We start from the raw sequence: 14,529 nt of genomic DNA, 5'->3' as shown, positions 1-14,529 counted from the left end.
GGTTAGTCTTCTCAATGACGAACGGCCCGATCGAAAATTCGACCGGGCCGTCAAGGCAAAACCAAAGCGCTATGCCATGCGCGTTCTACGAAAACCTGCTTAACTGAACGGCATTACGCCGTAGCGTCTTTTTTTTGGGAGTGTGGGAAATTATCCCGCCAGCTTGGCCTTCAGCAGTTCCGTCAGCTGGGCCGGGTTGGCCTTGCCCTTGGAGGCTTTCATGGCCTGGCCGATCAGTGCGTTGATGGCCGCTTCCTTGCCGGCGCGGTACTGCTCCACCGACTTGGCGTTGGCCGCCAGCACTTCATCGACGATGGCTTCCAGAGCGCCCGTGTCCGAGATCTGCTTCAGGCCCTTGGCATCGATGATGGCATCGACCAGGTGCTCGTCGTTTGACTTCGCTTCCCACATGCCGGCGAAGACTTCCTTTGCCGCCTTGTTCGAGATCGTGCCGTCGGCGATGCGCTTGAGCATGGCGGCCAGCTGCGCGGCGGAAACGGGTGCTTCGTCCAGATCCACGCCTTCGCGGTTCAGGGTCGACGCTACGTCGCCCATCAGCCAGTTGGCGGCGGCCTTGGCGTTTTCCTTGCCGGCCTTGTCGACCACGGCGACGAAATAGGTGGCCATGGCTTTCGATTGCGTCAGCACCAGCGCGTCATATTCAGGCAGCGCGTATTCGCTGATGAAACGGGCGCGCATGGCGGCCGGCAGTTCCGGCATCGAGGCCTTGACGGTGTCGATCCACGCTTGCGAGATGACCAGCGGCGGCAAGTCAGGGTCCGGGAAGTAGCGGTAATCCTGGGCGTCTTCCTTGCTGCGCATTTCGCGCGTTTCCTTGCGGTCCGGATCGTACAAACGCGTCGCCTGCACGACTTTGCCGCCGTCCTCGATCAGTTCGATCTGGCGGCGCACTTCGACGTGCACGGCTTCTTCGATGAAGCGGAAGGAGTTCAGGTTCTTGATTTCGCAGCGGGTGCCGAATTCCTTCTGGCCCACAGGGCGCACGGAGACGTTGACGTCGCAGCGGAACGAGCCTTCCTGCATGTTGCCGTCGCAAACGCCCAGCCACATGACCAGCGAGTGCAAGGCCTTGGCGTAGGCCACGGCTTCGGCGGCGCTGCGGATTTCCGGTTCCGAGACGATTTCCAGCAGCGGCGTGCCGGCGCGGTTCAAGTCGATGCCGCTCATGCCCGCATAGTCTTCGTGCAGGGATTTGCCGGCGTCTTCTTCCAGGTGGGCGCGCGTCAGGTTGACCGTCTTGGTGACGAATTCGCCATCCTTTTCATAGCCGAAGGTCAGGGCGCCGCCGATGACGACAGGGTCTTCGAACTGGCTGATCTGGTAGCCCTTGGGTGAGTCCGGATAAAAATAATTCTTGCGCGCGAAGACCGAGTGCGGCGCGACGGTGGCGCCCACGGCCAGGCCGAAGCGGATTGCGCGGTCGACGGCTTGCTTGTTCATGACGGGCAGCACGCCTGGCAGCGCCAGGTCGACGGGGCTGGCCTGCGTGTTGGCGTCGGCGCCGTACTTGATTGGCGAACCGCTGAAAATTTTGGATTCGGTCGTGAGCTGTACGTGGTTCTCAAGACCGATGACGACTTCCCATTGCATAGTGTTCTCGCTTTTTTTCTGGTGGCGCCGGCAAAGCGGCGCAAATATATAGTTAGATACCGGCAGGAGCGCGCGTATGCCAGTCCGTCACTTGCTGGAACTGGTGGGCCACGTTCAGCAGCTTGGCTTCGCCAAAATAATTGCCGATGATTTGCAGGCCGACGGGGCGCTTGCCGTTTTTCTCGCCAGTGCCAAAGCCGCATGGAATCGACATGCCGGGCAGGCCGGCCAGGCTGGTCGACAGGGTGTAGATGTCGGCCAGGTAGTTTGCCACCGGGTCATCCGTCTTGTCGCCCAGGTCCCAGGCGACGGTTGGCGCGACCGGTCCCATGATGACGTCGCAAACGGCGTTCGGGCCATTCAGGACGGCGTCGAAATCCTGCGCGATCAGGCGGCGGATTTTTTGCGCCTTCAGGTAGTAGGCGTCGTAGTAGCCGTGGCACAGCACATAGGTGCCGACCATGATGCGGCGCTGCACTTCCGGGCCGAAGCCCTGGGCGCGCGACTTCTTGTACATATCCTGCAAATCCTTGTACTCGGCCGCGCGGTGACCGTAGCGCACGCCGTCGTAGCGCGACAGGTTCGACGACGCTTCGGCTGGCGCGATCATGTAGTAGGCGGGAATTGACAGGGCCGTGTTCGGCAGCGAGATATCGACCAGGGTGGCGCCCAGCTTTTCATACTGCGCCAGCGCGCCGCGCACGGCCGCTTCCACATCCTTGGCCAGGCCCTCGCCGAAGTACTCGCGCGGCACGCCGATGCGCAAGCCTGCGAGTGGTTCATCAAGACTGCGCGAAAAATCTTCCGCCACGCCGCCCTGTTCTGGCGAGAGGCTGGTCGAGTCGCGTTCGTCGAAGCCGGCCATGGCACTCAAGAGCAGGGCGCAGTCTTCGGCCGAGCGGGCCATCGGGCCGCCCTGGTCCAGCGACGAGGCAAAGGCGATCATGCCGAAGCGCGAGACGCGGCCATACGTCGGCTTGATGCCGGTGATGCCGCAAAACGCAGCTGGCTGGCGGATCGAGCCGCCCGTGTCGGTGCCGGTGGCCGCTGGCGTCAGGCCAGCCGCCACGGCGGCGGCCGAGCCACCGGACGAGCCGCCTGGCACGGCGTTTTTGTCCCACGGGTTCTGCACGGCGCCGAAGGCCGAGTTCTCGTTGCCGGAACCCATGGCGAATTCATCGCAATTGACCTTGCCCAGGGTGACCATGCCGGCCGCGCGGAATTTCTCTACCACCGTGGCGTCAAACGGGCTGGCGTAGTTGGCCAGCATTTTCGAGCCGGCCGTCGTGCGCCAGCCTTTCGTGACGAACAAGTCCTTGTGGGCGATCGGCACGCCCGTCAATGGCGTGGCCGTGCCGGCGGCGATGCGTGCATCCGCTTCGGCAGCTTGCGCCAGGGTCAGGGCACGGTCGACGTGCAAAAAGGCGTTCGAGTTGTCCGCTTCGATGCGGTCGAGGAAATGCGTCGCCAGTGCAACGGCGGAAATTTCCTTGTTCTGCAAGAGCGTGGACAGCTGTTTGATGGATTTTGTATGCATGGCGTTTCTATTTTGATATTCGGCAAGAAGGCGGGAACGGCGCAGCGGCGTGCTTATTCGATAACCTTGGGAACGAGATAGAGTCCATCCTGGACTTTCGGCGCCACGGCCTGGTAGGCGTCGCGGCGGTTCTGTTCCGTGGCAAGATCCTCGCGCAGGCGCAGGGCGATATTGTCCATATGGGCGGCCAGCGGGTGGCTCAGGGGCGCCACGCCATCGGTATTGACGGCTTGCATTTGTTCCGCCAATGCAAAAATCTTGTTCAATTGGGCCAAAGACGTGACGGCCTGATCGTCGGCCATTTCAAGTTGGGCCAGGTGGGCGATGCGTTTTACGTCGGAGAGTGTCAGGGACATGGCGAATGGCGCGGAGTGCCGCGCATTAGTATTAAGTTGGCGTTTTGATAAAACGCGGGTATTTACTGCTATTTTGCTCACAAAAATCGAGGAATGCCGCGTAACTCGCGGCTGCAAGAGTCGCACTTTTCCATGGTTTTTGAGCAAATCGCATTCAAATTATAAGGTAGAATGGCGGGTTAATGCGTTGTCGGCGCTGATGGACTGCTGCCGCAGCATAGAAAAGATTGCGCAAGCGCCAAGCGAAACCCGGGAAAATCGCCTTCATGGATTTTCAGGGGGCCTGAAAGCGCCCGCTTTGAAACTCCCCATAAACAGCTTTTGCGCAGCTCGATGCGCTACAGGACACTCATGTTTGGTTTTTTACGCAGGTATATCTCCACCGATCTGGCCATTGACTTGGGCACGGCCAACACCCTTATTTATGTACGCGGCCTCGGTATCGTCCTGGACGAGCCATCCGTCGTCGCCATCCGCCAGGAAGGCGGTCCGAATGGCAAGAAGACCATTCAGGCAGTCGGCAAGGAAGCCAAGCAGATGCTGGGCAAGGTACCGGGCAATATCGAAGCGATTCGTCCGATGAAAGATGGCGTGATCGCCGACTTCACCGTCACCGAGCAGATGCTCAAGCAATTCATCCGCATGGTGCACGACTCGAAATTCTTCCGTCCTTCGCCGCGCATCATCATTTGCGTGCCGTGCGGTTCGACCCAGGTTGAGCGCCGCGCCATCCGCGAATCGGCCCTGGGCGCCGGCGCTTCGCAGGTGTACCTGATCGAAGAACCGATGGCAGCGGCCATCGGCGCGGGCTTGCCCGTGTCCGAAGCGACCGGCTCGATGGTAGTCGACATCGGCGGCGGCACCACCGAAGTAGGCATCATCTCGCTGGGCGGCATGGTCTACAAGGGTTCCGTGCGCGTCGGTGGCGACAAGTTCGATGAAGCCATCGTCAACTACATCCGCCGCAACTACGGCATGCTGATCGGCGAACAGACGGCTGAAGCCATCAAGAAGGCCATCGGTTCGGCTTTCCCTGGCTCGGAAGTGAAGGAAATGGAAGTCAAGGGCCGTAATCTGTCCGAAGGCATCCCGCGCTCGTTCACCATCTCCAGCAACGAAATCCTCGAAGCGCTGACCGACCCGCTGAACAACATCGTCTCGGCCGTGAAAAACGCGCTGGAACAGACGCCGCCGGAACTGGGCGCCGACATCGCCGAAAAAGGCATGATGCTGACGGGCGGCGGTGCACTGCTGCGCGACCTGGACCGTCTGCTGATGGAGGAAACCGGCCTGCCGGTGCTGGTGGCCGAGGACCCGCTCACCTGCGTGGTGCGCGGTTCCGGGATGGCCCTGGAACGTATGGACAAGCTCGGCTCGATCTTCTCCTACGAATAATCGGATCAACGGGCCGGAGAGCGGGTCTCCGGCTTTGGTTTTGGCGCCGGCGTCTGACCGGGGTCTGCACGTTGGCGCACTGCGCCTGGCCTGATTATTGGAAGTCATGGAATACAGTCCTCCGCCACTTTTCAAACAAGGCGCCTCTGCCCGCGTCAAGATGATGGTGTTCGCCGGCATTTCTATCGCCCTGCTGCTGGTCGATTCGCGCATGCACGCGCTGACTGCCGTGCGCCAGGCAGTCGGCACCGTGCTGTATCCGGTGCAGATGGCGGCCCTGGTGCCGCGTGATGTGGCGCTCGGTGTCGGCAATTACTTTTCTTCGCTGTCCGCCCTGGAAAAACAGGTGCGCGACCTCAAGCACGAACAGATCGCCTCAGCGCAGATCCTGCAGCAGGCGCAGCTCAACATCGTTGAAAACAACCACTTGCGCAAGTTGATGGAAGCGCGTGAGCGCGTCCCCGTCAAGACCATGATGGCCGAAGTGCTGTATGACACGCGCGATTCGGCCACGCGCAAGATCGTGCTGGACCGGGGCATTCAGCATGGCGTCGAACTGGGCCGCCCCGTGATCGACAACCTGGGCGTGGTGGGACAAGTCACGCGCGTGTTCCCGTTTACCTCCGAAGTGACGCTCTTGACCGATGAAGAGCAGGCCATTCCCGTGCAGCTGCTGCGCAATGGCGTGCGCAGCGTGGCCATCGGCCGCGGCAAGTCTGGCACCATGGAGCTGCGCTTCACTGCCCCCAGCGCCGACATCCAGATCGGCGATATTGTCATTACCTCGGGCCTCGACGGCCTGTACCCGGCCGGCCTGGCCGTGGCGCGCGTGACCCTGGTCGAGCGCAATGCGCATGGCCCGTTCGGCCGTGTCGTGTGCCAGCCGCTGGCAGGCATCGAACGCAACACCCAGCTGCTCATCTTGATGACGTCACCCGAGATTGCACCGCGCCCGCCCGCTGAAGAGGTCAAGACGGGCCGCAAGATCGCCGGCAAGATGGCGCCGATCAAGGATCCTGCCAAGGAGCCTGCCGCCGCCGCTGCGAAAGCACCGGCCACCAATACGGCCGCCGCGCCGGTCGCGAAACCGCCTGCCGGCCCCGCGCCGAAACCGGCGGCGCCTGCCGCAACACCAGTACCAACGCCAACACCTGCCGCCGTGCCACCGAAGGAAGCGACACGATGAACCGCCCGCATTACATCCTGCTGCCGGTCAGCCCCCTGTTCATCGGCTTTTCCCTGCTGTGCGCTTTCCTGCTGAATCTGCTGCCATGGGGGCAGTTCGTCGGCGTGCCCGATTTCGTCGCTCTTGTACTGGTCTTCTGGGGCATACACCAGCCGCGCAAGGTTGGCATCGGCGTGGCGTTCTTCATGGGCCTGATGATGGACGTGCACGATTCGACCCTGCTGGGCGAGAATGCGCTGGCTTATACTTTGCTGTCGTATTTCGCCATCATGATGCACCGCCGCGTGCTGTGGTTCCCCATCCTGACGCAGGCGCTGCACGTGCTGCCGCTGCTGCTGCTGACGCAGGCGCTGCAATTGCTGACGCGGCTGATCGTCTCGGGCCGCTTCCCCGGCTGGCTTAATTTCATCGAGAGCTTCGTCGCCGTCGCCCTGTGGCCCATTGTCACGTGGATCTTGCTGGCACCGCAGCGCCGCGCCGTGGACCGCGACCATAACCGGCCGATCTGACGAGCGCCTGCCATGACTGAACTCAAGAACACCGAGCGCGAACTGCATTTTTTCCGCATGCGCCTGACCATCCTGGGCGCGCTCGTTTTCGTCTGCTTTTCGCTGCTGCTGGCGCGCTTCATCTGGCTGCAGGTGATCAAGCACGAGGACTATGCGACCAAGGCCGAAGACAACCGCATCGCCGTGGTGCCCATCGTGCCCACGCGTGGCCTGATCCTCGACCGCAACGGCGTGGTATTGGCGCGCAATTACTCGGCCTATACGCTGGAAATCACGCCATCGAAATTGAGCGCCAGCCTCGATTCCGTGATCGACGAGCTGTCGACCCTGGTGCAGATCGACATCAAGGACCGCCGCCGCTTCAAGAAGCTGCTGGAAGAGTCGAAGAACTTCGTCAGCGTGCCGCTGCGCACGCGATTGACGGACGAGGAAGTGGCGCGCTTCACGGCGCAGCGCTTCCGCTTCCCCGGCGTCGAGGTGCAGGCGCGCTTGTTTCGCCAGTATCCGATGGGCGAGGTGGCGTCGCACGTGGTGGGCTTCATCGGCCGCATCAACCGCAATGAAGCCAAGGCGCTGGAAGAGGGCGAGGACGCGGCCAACTACAATGGCACCGACCATATCGGCAAGGAAGGCCTGGAAAAAAGCTATGAGAAACAGTTGCATGGCACCACCGGCTACGAAGAGGTGGAAGTATCGGCCGGCGGGCGCGCCATGCGTACCTTGTCGCGTACGGCGGCCACCCCTGGCAACAACCTGATCCTGTCGATCGACATCGAACTGCAGAAGGTGGTGGAGGAAGCGTTCGGCGAATGGCGCGGCGCGGCCGTGGCCATCGACCCGGCCACGGGCGACATCCTCGCCTACGTGTCCAAGCCAGGCTACGACCCCAACCTGTTCGTCGACGGCATCGACCAGCAAAGCTGGAACGAACTCAATACTTCGCTGGACCGGCCTATGGTCAACCGGCCCCTGTCCGGCACCTACGCGCCCGGCTCGACCTTCAAGCCCTTCATGGCGCTGGCCGCACTCGAATTGGGCAAGCGCACGCCGAGCCAGTCGATTTCCGATCCCGGCTTCTTCATTCTCGGTGGCCACACCTTCCGCGACGACAAGGTGGGCGGCCATGGCACGGTGGACATGCACAAGTCCATCGTCGTTTCGTGCAATACCTATTACTACCAGCTGGGCCGCGACATGGGCATCGACGCCATTCACGACTTCATGAAACCGTTCGGTTTCGGCCAGTTGACGGGCATCGACCTGAATAACGAAAAGACGGGCGTGCTGCCATCGACGGAATGGAAGCGCAACCGATTCAAGACGCCGCAGCAGAAAAAATGGGTGGGCGGCGACACGATTTCGGTGAGTAACGGCTCCGGCTACAATTCCTACACGCCGCTGCAGATCGCCCACGCGACGGCCAACCTGGCCAATAACGGCGTGGTGATGAAACCGCATCTGGTGAAGATCATCGAAGACGCGGCCACGCGCGCGCGCACCCTGACGGTGCCCAAGGAAAGCTACCGCATCGCGCTCAAGCAGGAAAACATCGACATCATCAAGCGCGCCATGGTGGGCGTGACCAGCGAGCAGGGTGGCACGGCCGCGCGCATCTTCACCGGCGTGCAGTACACGGTGGGCGGCAAGACGGGTACGGCGCAGGTGGTGGGCATCAAGAAAAACGAGAAGTACAATGCCAAGCTGCTGGCCGAACGCCTGCGCGACAACGCCCTGTTTACGGCCTTTGCGCCGGCCGACAAGCCGCGCATCGCGATTGCCATCGTGGTGGAAAACGCGGGCTTCGGCGCCGGCGTGGCCGCGCCGATCGCGCGCAAGGCGCTCGACTACTATCTGCTGGGCAAGCGCCCGAGCGACAAGGAAAAGGACACCACCAAGGTGCCCAAGGAAGATGTCGACGAAGTGCGCACCCTGGAAGAAATCACTGACGAGCAGGCCGCCCCGGCGGTACCTGCCAGGCAATAAGGAAGCACATGCCCATTAACGAGAGGCGCTCGCTGTGGCGGCGCGCCAAACCCTATCTGGCGGTGTTTGATCCGCCGCTGATGATCATCATCCTGATGCTGCTCAGCACCAGCCTGCTGACCCTGTATTCGGCCAGCATCGGCATTCCCGGCAAGATCGAAGACCACCTGCGCAACATCCTGCTGTGCTTTTTCGTCATGTGGGTGGCGGCCAATGTCACGCCGCAGATGATGATGCGCATCGCCGTGCCCGCATACACGGTATCGGTGATCTTGCTGGTGGCCGTGGCGCTGTTCGGCACCATCAAGCTCGGTGCGCGGCGCTGGCTGCATATCGGCGTGATCGACATCCAGCCGTCCGAATTCCTGAAGATCGCCACGCCGCTGATGCTGGCCTGGTTCTTCCAGCATAATGCGGGCGCCCTGCGCTGGAAATCGTTCCTGATGGCGGCCGTGCTGCTGCTGGTGCCCGTCTACCTGATCGCGCGCCAGCCCGACCTGGGCACGGCGCTGCTGGTGGTGGCGGCCGGCTTTACCGTCATCTTCCTGGCCGGCCTGTCGTGGAAGGTGCTGGCCGGCTTGCTGATCACCTTTGTTGCCTGCCTGCCCATCGCCTGGTCGCACCTGCATGATTACCAGCGCGACCGCGTGATGATGCTGATCGACCCGACCAAAGACCCGTTGGGTAAGGGCTTCCATATCATCCAGTCAATCATCGCCATCGGTTCCGGCGGCATGACGGGCAAGGGCTGGACGCACGGCACGCAAGCCCACCTGGAGTTTGTTCCGGAACGCACGACCGATTTTATTTTTGCCGTATATTCCGAGGAATTCGGCCTGGTCGGTAACTTGATCCTGATGCTGATGTATTTGCTGCTGGTGGGACGGGGGCTGATGATCGCCGCCAACGCCCCCAGTTTTTTCACTCGCCTGCTGGCAGGAGCGATCACTATGATTTTCTTTACTTACGCCTTTGTTAACATGGGCATGGTCAGCGGCATCGTGCCGGTGGTCGGCGTTCCCCTTCCATTCCTCAGCTATGGCGGCACCGCGCTGCTGACTCTGGGTGTGGCCACCGGTATCCTGATGAGCATTCAGCGCCATCGCAAGCTGGTGCAGACCTGATGCGCGCGCCTTTCGATACCTTCGCCACGCGCGGGCCGAATGTTGCCACACTGCTGACGGTCTTGCTGACCCTGGCCGCCTGCGGCACCACGCCGCAAAAGCCCGCATCGCATAATGTGCCGCTGCCGTCCGGCGGCAAGGTCAAGATGCCCGTGCGCCAGGATCCCACCTTGCCGGCATTGCCGGCGGCCGGCTCCGGGCGCGGCGGCTACTACAAGGATGACGGCCCGGGCGACAATCCGCCAGCCAACCTGCGCGACGTGCCCGACGCGGAAGTGCGCAACGAGCCGTATTCGACGCGCTCGAACCGCCCGTATGTCGTGTTCGGCAAGACGTACACGCCGATCACCGATAACGAACCATTCAAGCAAAAGGGCACGGGCACCTGGTATGGCAAGAAATTCCATGGCCAGCGCACTTCGTCGGGCGAAATCTACGATATGTACAAGATGACGGCAGCCCATCCGACCTTGCCGATTCCGTCGTATGCGCGCGTGACGAGCATCGACAGCGGCGAGCAGGTGATCGTGCGCATCAACGACCGCGGTCCCTTCCACGCCACGCGCGTCATCGACGTGTCCTACACGGCGGCGCTGAAACTGGGTTTCCTCGGCAAGGGCAGCCACCAGGTGGTGGTCGAACGGCTGCTGCCAGCCGATATCGACGCCATCCTTGCGGCTAGAGCGGCGCCGAAGCCCGTGCCTTCCGTGGTCGCTATCTCCATCGATACGCCCGTGGAAACGGGCGCCGTGGTGCAGCCGGAAGTGTCGACGCAAATGCCGCCCGTCGATGCGACGGTGGCCATGCCTGCGCCGGCGGCGCTGGCCAGCGGCTTTTATTTGCAGCTGGGCGCCTATTCGCGCGCCGACAATGCGGAATCGGGACGTTCGCGCCTGGCGCCGTATGCGGCAGCTTTGGGCACCCTGGGCGTGGTGCAGGCCGGTAACCTGTTTCGCCTGTACGGCGGACCGTTTTCCAGCCGTGCCGAGGCGGCACGCGCGGCGGCAAATTTGCCTGAGTCGACGGGCATCAAGCCCATCGTCATCGAAAGATAAGCGTAGGTCGGATTAGGCGCAAAGCGCCGTAATCCGACGCGATTGTCAGGTGTCATTTACAAGAGCGCAGTTCCTGCTCTTCGAACTGTTTCGTGATCTCGGCCAGTCGCGCGCGCGTGGCGGCGTCGAGGTCGCGGAACTGGTAGGCCAGTTGCTTGCTGGCGCTGTAGCGCGGCGCGACGCGGGCGCTGTGCACGCCCTGTTTGTTGAGCGATGCCAGCTGGCTTTGCGCGCTGGTTTCCGACTTGAATACGCCCAGTGAAATGCCCCAGCGTAGCGGACTGCTTTCGTTCATGATGAAGTAGTTCGTCACGCCCAGCTGCTTCAATTCGCCGGCCTTGCGGTCGGCGCCTTCCTTGCTGCCCTGCGGCGGGATATACACCATGTAGCTGGAAATTTCCTGGCCGGCCACGTTGCGGCGCGACTGGCGGTCGCCCAGGTCCAGCACCGCCACTTGCGCCTCGAAGCGGCGCCCGTCAGCCAGCAGGAAATTGCCCACTTCCGTACAGGCATACGATGGTGTTGGCGCAGGTACGGTCGCCGCCGGCGTCGCGTCCTCTTCGGCGGCGGGCGCCGTGGCCTGCTCCTGCGTCAACAAGGTGAGCTTGGCCGCCTGCAGCTGGTTTTTCAGGCGCGCAGGTTCGCGCGTCTCGCTGCGAAAACTGCCCAGATAACCCTGGCCGATGGCCAGCACCAGCAGGTTGACGCCGGCCAGCAGCCAGAAGACGAATTTCAGCATACGTGGTTTCCTTGTGTTCCTGCGGCCCCGGCGCGCGCGGCCGCCTGCAGGCCGAGCATGACAATATTGTCCACCAACTGCAGCGGCACCGCCAGCGCCAGGGCCGGTGCGATGCGCACTGCGGCACCGCCCGACAGCAGGCAGGCGCTGGCGCCGTGCATGCGCACGGCCCGTTCGATGGCGCCCGCCTGGGCCGCCAGGCAGCCGGAGAGGATGGCGTCGTCCGTGTTGTCGGCAAAGCCGGCCGGCAGCACGGCGTCGCTGGTGATTTGCGGCAGCTGCGCCGTGTTGCGCGCCAGCGAGCTGGCCATCAATCCCAGTCCCGGCAAGATCATCCCGCCGAGGAAAACGCCATCGGCCGTGATGGCGTCGATGGTGGTGGCGGTGCCGCAATTGGCGACGATGACGGGTAGGCCAGGCGCCAGCGCCAGCGCGCCGATGGCGGCGGCAAAGCGGTCGCAGCCCAGCTGCGACGGCACGCGGTAGCCGCTCGTCAGTCCGGCCAGCTGCGGCAGCGACATAAAGTCACGCGGCACTACCGGTAGCATGGCGCGCAGGCGCGTGCCGATGACGGCGCCTGCCACATTCGACAGCAGCGCTTCGTTGATGTCGAGTGTCGCCCACTGCGCGGCCAGCATATCGATCTGCGCATGCGTGACGGCGCCGCTGGCCAGCCAGCCGCCGACGGGACTGCCGGCGGCCACGAGTGCCCATTTGATGCGCGTATTGCCGGCGTCGATCAGCAGTAGCATGCGCTTACTCCCCGGCCAGGCGCAAGGACACGTCGCCGGACATGATTTCCTGCAGGCCGCCATCGGTGCGCAGCAGCAGGCGGCCCAGCTGGTCCACGCCTGCCGCCACGCCTTGCTGCAGCAACTGGCCGTTGTCGAGAATTTTCACGTGCTGGCCTTGCCAGGCGTGGAGCAGGTTCCAGCGTTCTGTGAAAGGCGCAAAACCCGTGTCGTCGAATTCGGCCAGCATGCCGGCCAGGCGGCTCAATAGGGCCGCCAGCAGGGTATTGCGCTCCATCTGCGCCAGCCAGGGCACGGCCGAGACGCTGCGTCCGATCTGCCGTTCCAGCGCATCGGGCATCAGCAGATTGATGCCGCAGCCGATGACGGCCCACACGCCGCCGTCGGCTGCCTGTTGCGTCTCGACGAGGATGCCGGCCAGTTTATGGCTATCCTTGAGCAGGTCGTTCGGCCACTTCAGCTGCACCGGCACGCCCAGCGACGTCATGGTCTCGGCCAGTGCCACGCCGACGGCCAGCGGCAGGCCGACCAGCTGATGCAGCGGTCCCTTGAAGCGCCACGCCAGTGAGAACATCAGGCTGGCGTCCGGCTGCGACACCCAGGGCCGTCCGGCACGTCCCCGTCCGGCCGTCTGCTGGCCGGCGATGCGCAGGGTCGGGCCGGCCAGAGTGGCGCAGCGCGCCAGCAGGTCGGCGTTGGTCGATCCCGTTTCGTCGACCACTTCGATGGCCACGTGGGAGGCGCCCGTGGCGCAATGGGCGGCGATGGCCGCGCTGTTCAAGTCTGAGTGCTTCGTCATGGTGGTCAGTTCAGTTGCGCGCCTTGTGCGGCGCATTGGCGAAGGCCCGGTCGTAGACGGCATTGGGCAGCGCGCGCAGCAGCTTGGCGACGACGCCCATCTGCCACGGGATCACGCGGTAGCTGTCGCCGTCGGCGATGGCGCGCGCGGCGCGCACGGCGAATTTTTCGGCCGGCATCAGGAAGGGCATGCGGTAGGCATTGTGGCGCGTCATCGGCGTGTCGATGTAGCCGGGCGTGATGGTGACGACCTTGACGCCCGCCGGTTTGAGTTCCAGGCGCAGCGATTCGCAGTAGCTGATGACGGCCGCCTTCGAGGCGCTGTAGGCTTCGGCGCCAGGCAGGCCGCGGATGCCGGCCACGCTGCCGATGCCTACCAGGCGCCCGCTGCCCTGGTTTTTCATGGCGGCGATGAAGGGCGCGAAGGTGGCGACGGTGGCCGTGACGTTGATGGCGATGAGGCGCGCGAAGGCGTCGAGGTCTTCTGCGTGTTCGCTCAAGGTACCGTAGGACACGCCGGCGCTGGCGATAACGACGTCGATACCGCCGGCATGGGCGATGAAGTCATCGGCCGCGCTTTTCAGGGCGGCGTGGTCGCACACATCGACGGCGTAGGCGCGGTGGCGTTCAGGGTGGGGCAGGGAGGCGATCAGTTGCTGCAGGGTGTCGCCGCGGCGGGCCAGCAAGCCCAGTTGGGCACCCTGGCGCGCGTACTGCAGCGCCAGGGCGGCACCCAGTCCACTCGACGCGCCCGTGATGAAAACGCGATGCATCAGGCGATGCCCGGGCGCGCCAGGGAAGTGGCCATGCTTATTTCTTTTCCGCTTTGGCTTTCGCGACCAGCACGTCCATCACGCTGAGCGCCTGGGCGTTCAGCTGCTCTTCGTTCTTGGCCGACTTGCTGCCCTGGTCGGCTTGCGAAGGCGAGGTGATGTAGCGGCCATCGATGGCGATCATGGGCCAGAACGTGACGTTATAGCCCTGCATCATGGCGTCCGCGCGGCGCACGCGGGCCGAGATCCCCATCGAACGGTAGGTGTCGATGAATTTCTGGCGCTCCACGCCCTGCCTGGCGACGAAGTCGAAGACGGCATCGTCAGTGTTCAGGCGGTTGCGTTCCACGTGCATGGCGTGAAAGACGCTGGTGTGCAGCTTGTCGAGCAGGCCCATGGCTTGCAGGGTGAAGAACAGCCGCTGCTGCGGCGCCACGCTCTCATCGCGCGACACGTGCACGCGCTTGAAGACGATGTTGTCGCCCTGTTTCTTGACCCAGGCCGCCAGTTGCGGTTCGAGCACGTTGCAATGCGGGCAGTAATAGGCGAAGAATTCCGTCACTTCGATTTTCTTGCCCGATTCCGTCGCCTGCGGCGTGGCCAGGGTTTCGTATTCGACGCCGTTCTTCGGCTCGGCCGGCGAGGCCGATGCGCCCATGGCGGCGCTGCACAGGGCGGCGGCAAACAGGATTTTCTTCAGAAAACGCATGC

Annotated in this window: 14 protein-coding genes; 6 read left to right on the top strand and 8 right to left on the bottom strand. The window is 63.2% G+C overall.

Translation table 11 applies throughout. From position 1 onward, the window contains the following. Window positions 1-150: 150 nt before the first annotated feature. The 3 genes from gatB to gatC are packed head-to-tail and all read right to left on the bottom strand — an operon-like array spanning window position 151 to window position 3,504. Complete coding sequence (gene gatB / locus ACQ4WS_RS23680; RefSeq protein ID WP_436479449.1) at window positions 151-1,611, bottom strand: Asp-tRNA(Asn)/Glu-tRNA(Gln) amidotransferase subunit GatB; 1,461 nt, start codon at window positions 1,609-1,611, stop codon at window positions 151-153. Between the two features lie 52 nt (window positions 1,612-1,663). Then, a complete protein-coding gene (gene gatA, locus ACQ4WS_RS23675; RefSeq protein ID WP_436479448.1) occupies window positions 1,664-3,148 on the bottom strand; it encodes an Asp-tRNA(Asn)/Glu-tRNA(Gln) amidotransferase subunit GatA in 1,485 nt (494 codons plus the stop codon). 53 nt (window positions 3,149-3,201) lie between these two features. Further along, entirely contained in the window at window positions 3,202-3,504 is a 303-nt protein-coding gene (gene gatC, locus ACQ4WS_RS23670; protein ID WP_034749369.1) for an Asp-tRNA(Asn)/Glu-tRNA(Gln) amidotransferase subunit GatC, read from the bottom strand. Window positions 3,505-3,855: 351 nt separating this feature from the next. Here gatC and ACQ4WS_RS23665 point away from each other — a divergent pair, with 351 nt between their 5' ends. From ACQ4WS_RS23665 to ACQ4WS_RS23640, 6 genes are all read left to right on the top strand, one after another. Further along, complete coding sequence (locus tag ACQ4WS_RS23665) at window positions 3,856-4,899, top strand: rod shape-determining protein (RefSeq protein ID WP_010393186.1); 1,044 nt, start codon at window positions 3,856-3,858, stop codon at window positions 4,897-4,899. 106 nt (window positions 4,900-5,005) lie between these two features. Further along, entirely contained in the window at window positions 5,006-6,085 is a 1,080-nt protein-coding gene (gene mreC, locus ACQ4WS_RS23660) for a rod shape-determining protein MreC (protein WP_436479447.1), read from the top strand. Further along, a complete protein-coding gene (gene mreD / locus ACQ4WS_RS23655; RefSeq protein ID WP_099379984.1) occupies window positions 6,082-6,594 on the top strand; it encodes a rod shape-determining protein MreD in 513 nt (170 codons plus the stop codon). The genes mreC and mreD overlap by 4 nt, the downstream gene beginning before the upstream one ends. 12 nt (window positions 6,595-6,606) lie before the next feature. Then, window positions 6,607-8,577, top strand: coding sequence for a penicillin-binding protein 2 (gene mrdA, locus ACQ4WS_RS23650; protein WP_436479446.1), 1,971 nt, complete (start codon window positions 6,607-6,609; stop codon window positions 8,575-8,577). Between the two features lie 8 nt (window positions 8,578-8,585). Further along, window positions 8,586-9,701, top strand: coding sequence for a rod shape-determining protein RodA (rodA, locus tag ACQ4WS_RS23645; protein ID WP_436479445.1), 1,116 nt, complete (start codon window positions 8,586-8,588; stop codon window positions 9,699-9,701). After that, a complete protein-coding gene (locus ACQ4WS_RS23640) occupies window positions 9,701-10,756 on the top strand; it encodes a septal ring lytic transglycosylase RlpA family protein (protein WP_436479444.1) in 1,056 nt (351 codons plus the stop codon). Before rodA ends, ACQ4WS_RS23640 begins: the two co-directional genes overlap by 1 nt. A gap of 52 nt (window positions 10,757-10,808) precedes the next feature. Here ACQ4WS_RS23640 and ACQ4WS_RS23635 read toward each other — a convergent pair whose 3' ends face one another. From ACQ4WS_RS23635 to ACQ4WS_RS23615, 5 genes are read right to left on the bottom strand one after another with little or no spacing between them, the layout of a single operon-like run. Then, window positions 10,809-11,495: an SPOR domain-containing protein gene (locus ACQ4WS_RS23635; RefSeq protein WP_436479443.1), complete on the bottom strand. Its 687-nt coding sequence runs from the start codon at window positions 11,493-11,495 to the stop codon at window positions 10,809-10,811. Then, entirely contained in the window at window positions 11,489-12,247 is a 759-nt protein-coding gene (locus tag ACQ4WS_RS23630; RefSeq protein WP_436479442.1) for a type III pantothenate kinase, read from the bottom strand. Before ACQ4WS_RS23630 ends, ACQ4WS_RS23635 begins: the two co-directional genes overlap by 7 nt. Before the next feature lie 4 nt (window positions 12,248-12,251). Then, window positions 12,252-13,046 (bottom strand): biotin--[acetyl-CoA-carboxylase] ligase, encoded by a 795-nt coding sequence (locus ACQ4WS_RS23625; RefSeq protein ID WP_436479441.1) that lies wholly within the window; start codon window positions 13,044-13,046, stop codon window positions 12,252-12,254. A 10-nt stretch (window positions 13,047-13,056) separates the two neighbouring features. Then, entirely contained in the window at window positions 13,057-13,818 is a 762-nt protein-coding gene (locus ACQ4WS_RS23620) for an SDR family oxidoreductase (protein ID WP_436479440.1), read from the bottom strand. 37 nt (window positions 13,819-13,855) lie between these two features. After that, a complete protein-coding gene (locus ACQ4WS_RS23615) occupies window positions 13,856-14,527 on the bottom strand; it encodes a thiol:disulfide interchange protein DsbA/DsbL (protein ID WP_436479439.1) in 672 nt (223 codons plus the stop codon). Window positions 14,528-14,529 lie beyond the last annotated feature (2 nt).

The organism is Janthinobacterium leeuwenhoeki (assembly GCF_051380795.1).
Classification (GTDB): domain Bacteria; phylum Pseudomonadota; class Gammaproteobacteria; order Burkholderiales; family Burkholderiaceae_D; genus Janthinobacterium.
This window is presented reverse-complemented; position numbering and strand designations above follow the sequence as displayed.

Bases quoted from the DNA above. Each gene is read 5' to 3' on its own strand.
- ACQ4WS_RS23640 (WP_436479444.1), top strand. From the start codon at position 9,701: ATGCGCGCGCCTTTCGATACCTTCGCCACGCGCGGGCCGAATGTTGCC.
- ACQ4WS_RS23635 (WP_436479443.1), bottom strand. From the start codon at position 11,495: ATGCTGAAATTCGTCTTCTGGCTGCTGGCCGGCGTCAACCTGCTGGTG.
- mreD (WP_099379984.1), top strand. From the start codon at position 6,082: ATGAACCGCCCGCATTACATCCTGCTGCCGGTCAGCCCCCTGTTCATC.
- ACQ4WS_RS23625 (WP_436479441.1), bottom strand. From the start codon at position 13,046: ATGACGAAGCACTCAGACTTGAACAGCGCGGCCATCGCCGCCCATTGC.
- gatA (WP_436479448.1), bottom strand. From the start codon at position 3,148: ATGCATACAAAATCCATCAAACAGCTGTCCACGCTCTTGCAGAACAAG.
- gatB (WP_436479449.1), bottom strand. From the start codon at position 1,611: ATGCAATGGGAAGTCGTCATCGGTCTTGAGAACCACGTACAGCTCACG.
- rodA (WP_436479445.1), top strand. From the start codon at position 8,586: ATGCCCATTAACGAGAGGCGCTCGCTGTGGCGGCGCGCCAAACCCTAT.
- ACQ4WS_RS23620 (WP_436479440.1), bottom strand. From the start codon at position 13,818: ATGCATCGCGTTTTCATCACGGGCGCGTCGAGTGGACTGGGTGCCGCC.
- ACQ4WS_RS23615 (WP_436479439.1), bottom strand. From the start codon at position 14,527: ATGCGTTTTCTGAAGAAAATCCTGTTTGCCGCCGCCCTGTGCAGCGCC.
- mreC (WP_436479447.1), top strand. From the start codon at position 5,006: ATGGAATACAGTCCTCCGCCACTTTTCAAACAAGGCGCCTCTGCCCGC.
- gatC (WP_034749369.1), bottom strand. From the start codon at position 3,504: ATGTCCCTGACACTCTCCGACGTAAAACGCATCGCCCACCTGGCCCAA.
- ACQ4WS_RS23630 (WP_436479442.1), bottom strand. From the start codon at position 12,247: ATGCTACTGCTGATCGACGCCGGCAATACGCGCATCAAATGGGCACTC.
- ACQ4WS_RS23665 (WP_010393186.1), top strand. From the start codon at position 3,856: ATGTTTGGTTTTTTACGCAGGTATATCTCCACCGATCTGGCCATTGAC.
- mrdA (WP_436479446.1), top strand. From the start codon at position 6,607: ATGACTGAACTCAAGAACACCGAGCGCGAACTGCATTTTTTCCGCATG.